The following is a 3,480-nucleotide window of genomic DNA, read 5'->3' as shown; positions in this document are numbered from 1 at the left end:
AGAAGAGCGCCAACATCGTGGGCCAGACCATGAAGCTCAACCCCCACGGCGACGCGGCCATCTACGAGACCATGGTCCGCCTGGCCACGGGCAACGAGGCCCTGCTCACGCCCTTCGTCGAGTCCAAGGGCAACTTCGGCAAGTACTACTCGGGCGACCTGAGCTACGCAGCCTCCCGCTACACCGAGGCCAAGCTCGCGCCCATCAGCGCCGAGATCTTCAAGGACATCGACAAGGACCCGGTCGACTTCGTCGACAGCTACGACGGCGCCATGAAGGAGCCGCGCCTCCTGCCCACCACGTTCCCGAACATCCTCGTGTCCGCGAACAAGGGCATCGGCGTCGCCATGGCCTCCGACATCTGCGGCTTCAACCTTAACGAGGTCTGCACCGCCACCATGCACTACCTGAAGGACCCCGACTGCGACCTGCTCGAGTACATGCCGATGCCGGACTTCTCGACCGGCGGCGAGATCATCTATCGCCGCGAAGAGATGGAGCGCATCGTCGAGACCGGCCTCGGCAGCTTCCAGGTCCGCTCGCGCTGGCGCTGGATCCCCGAGGAGCGGATCATCGAGGTCTACGAGATCCCCTACACCACAAAGACCGACGTCATCATCGAGCGTATCGTCAAGCTCTCCAAGGAGGGCAAGGTGCGCGAGATCGCCGACATCCGCGACGAGACCGACCTTTCCGGCCTGCGCATCGCCATCGATCTGAAGCGCGGCGTCGACCCCGACGAGCTCATGGCCAAGTTGTTCCGCTCGACCACGCTGCAGGACTCGTTCTCGTGCAACTTCAACGTGCTCGTCGACGGCTACCCGCGCGTCATGGGCGTCCGCGAGATCCTGAAGCAGTGGGTCGCCTGGCGCGTCGATTCGACCCGCCGCCGCCTGAACTACGACCTTGGAAAGAAGTCCGAGCGCCTGCACCTCCTGCGCGGCCTCGAGGCGATCCTCCTGGACATCGACAAGGCCATCGCCATCATCCGCAACACCAAGCTCGAGGCCGAGGTCGTGCCCAACCTCATGCGCGGCTTCCAGATCGACGAGACCCAGGCCGAGTTCGTGGCCGAGCTCAAGCTCCGCAACATCAACGAGGAGTACATCCTCAATCGCACCAAGGACATCGCCAAGCTCGAGGAGGACATCGCCCAGATCAACGCGACGCTGGCCAGCGAGACGAAGATCAAGCAGGTCATCAGCGACGAGCTCGCTGCGGTGAACAAGAAGTACGTCACGCCACGTCGCACGGGCCGCATCGACCCCTCCGACGTCGTCGAGGTCAGCCTCGAGCCCGAGGTCGAGGAGTACCCGGTGACGATGATGCTCTCGCAGGAGGGCTACCTCAAAAAGATGACTGACCGCGTGCTCAAGAAGGCCGCGACGCTCAAGTACAAGGATGGCGACGCCCCCTTCATCGAGTTCCCCTCCTCGAATACCCATGAGCTCCTCGTGTTCACCGATAAGTGCCAGGTCTACAAGTGCAAGGTCTCGCAGTTCGAGGACACCAAGTCGGCCCAGCTCGGCTCCTACCTGCCGACCGACCTCGAGATGGACTCCGACGAGTCCGTGATTTGGGTGATCGACCCCGAGGACTACAAGGCCGACGTGCTCTTCGTCTTCGAGAACGGCCGCGTGGCCCGCGTGGCGCTTTCCGGCTATGTCACCAAAACCAACCGCAAGCGCCTGAAGAACGCCATCTACGGCGGAGCCAAGCTGCTCCATGCGCAGGTGCTCAAGGAGGACCGCGACATCGCGCTCGCCTCGAACGACCAGCGCCTCGTCAACTTCAACACCTCGCTGCTCAAGACCAAGACCACGACGAGCACCCAGGGCGTCCAGGCCCTCACCGCAAAGAAGGGCCGCCTGATCACCTCGGTTGGCGAGGCGGCGGACTTCCTCGGCGACGACATCGACGTCGAGCGCTTCCGCGCCCAGAACCTCCCCTCCTCCGGCGCGCGCGTGCAGGACACGGACATGAAGACGCTGTTCTAAGCGCTGGGGGGGCGTTCCTACAGCGAGAAGACCTTCTCTACCGCAGCCTCGTACTCGTCGGCACGGCGGGCCTTGCGCAGCGCACGGTAGACGGCCTTCGGGTCGGCGAAGCAGCCCTCAGCGTAGCCCCACCACTCCTTCATGCGCGCGACCGCGTTGCCGCCCATCTGCTCCGTGTACGCGTCGTACAGCGCATCGTGGAAGCGGCGCAGCTCGGCCATGGTGAGCGCAGGGCCGCCCGCGAGCTCGCGCGCGAGCGCCGGATTGGCCAACAGGCCGCGTCCCAGCATGATGTGGCGTGTCCGCGGGCACTTCTTTGTAAGCGATTCCGCGTCTGCCGCGCAGCGGATATCGCCGTTGTAGGCCACGGGAAAAGGCGCCTGCTCGAGCGCCTCACCGTACCGCGCCTGCCTCGGCGCACCTCGGTAGAGGTCCTTCTGTACGCGCGGGTGCACGATGAGCTCGGCGAGCGGGCAGTGGGAGTACACATCGAGCAGCTCGTCGAACTCGGAGTCGTCGGCGATACCGATGCGCGTCTTCACAGAGACCGGCAGCGGCGAGCGCTCGCACACATCCTGCAGGAACGCCTCGAGCGCATGCGGGTCGCGCAGCATGCCCGCGCCCTTACCCTTGGCCACGACCGTCCCCGATGGACACCCGAGGTTGAGGTTTACTTCTTTGTAGCCCATCTGCGCCAGAAGCCCGGCAGCCCACACGGCGCGGCCGGCATCGTTGCCCAGCAGCTGCGGGACCACGTCGAGCCCGGCGTTGGCCGCGGGGTCGAGCTCGCGCTTGTTGCGCCCGACAAAGCGACCGCCCACCTTCGGCAACGGCGAGACGAACGGCGTGTAGTAGCGCCCCATCGCCCCGAACACCTCGGCGTGCGCCCGGCGGAACACGCTCCCCGTGATCCCCTCCATCGGCGCCATCGAATACAGCATCCCGCCTCCCCTCAAATGACGAAAGGGGACAGTCCCTTTTCGTCATTCCATCAAGCTTAACAGCCCTCGGAATGATACAAAGAAATGAAGAGAAGGGCTCGGCTCTTCTCTTCATCCTCCTGCATCGCACGCGGAAAGGAGCCCCTTTGAAACGACGGGCCAACCATCCTATCCTCACCTTCGCGCCCCTCGCGCTCGGGTCGGCCATCGCCGCCCTTGCCGTCGAGGAGTTCCTCGTACCGAACACAATCCTGGACGGCGGCGTGATCGGCATCGGCATCATGGTCTCGCACCTCACAGGGTTGCCGCTCGCTGCGCTCACCATCCTGCTCAACGTACCGTTCGTCATCCTCGGCGGACTTAAGCTCGGGCGCAGCTTCACCGTACGCGCGGTTTTCTCGATGGCAGTGTTCTCCGCCTGCGTGGAGCTGTACGGCGGATGGGCAAAGGCCACAGGCGACGCCCTGCTCGCTGTTTGCTTCGGAGGTGTCCTGCTGGGCCTCGGTGTCGGCATCGTCATCCGAGAGGGCGGCTGTTTGGAC

At 64.6% G+C, this 3,480-nt stretch carries 3 protein-coding genes; 2 read left to right on the top strand and 1 reads right to left on the bottom strand.

The genetic code is table 11. From position 1 onward, the window contains the following. Nucleotides 1–1,997: DNA gyrase subunit A (locus ACT84W_RS09675; protein WP_444329055.1), on the top strand; the 1,997-nt coding region annotated here is incomplete at its 5' end. Nucleotides 1,998–2,014: 17 nt separating this feature from the next. Here ACT84W_RS09675 and ACT84W_RS09670 read toward each other — a convergent pair. Beyond that, nucleotides 2,015–2,938 (bottom strand): tRNA dihydrouridine synthase, encoded by a 924-nt coding sequence (locus ACT84W_RS09670; protein ID WP_444329054.1) that lies wholly within the window; start codon nt 2,936–2,938, stop codon nt 2,015–2,017. Nucleotides 2,939–3,084: 146 nt separating this feature from the next. Here ACT84W_RS09670 and ACT84W_RS09665 point away from each other — a divergent pair. Then, on the top strand, nt 3,085–3,480 hold a 396-nt coding region (locus ACT84W_RS09665), incomplete at its 3' end, for a YitT family protein (RefSeq protein ID WP_444329053.1).

Origin of the sequence: Paratractidigestivibacter sp. (assembly GCF_052362415.1) — a bacterium.
In the GTDB taxonomy this organism is placed as follows: domain Bacteria; phylum Actinomycetota; class Coriobacteriia; order Coriobacteriales; family Atopobiaceae; genus Paratractidigestivibacter.
This window is presented reverse-complemented; position numbering and strand designations above follow the sequence as displayed.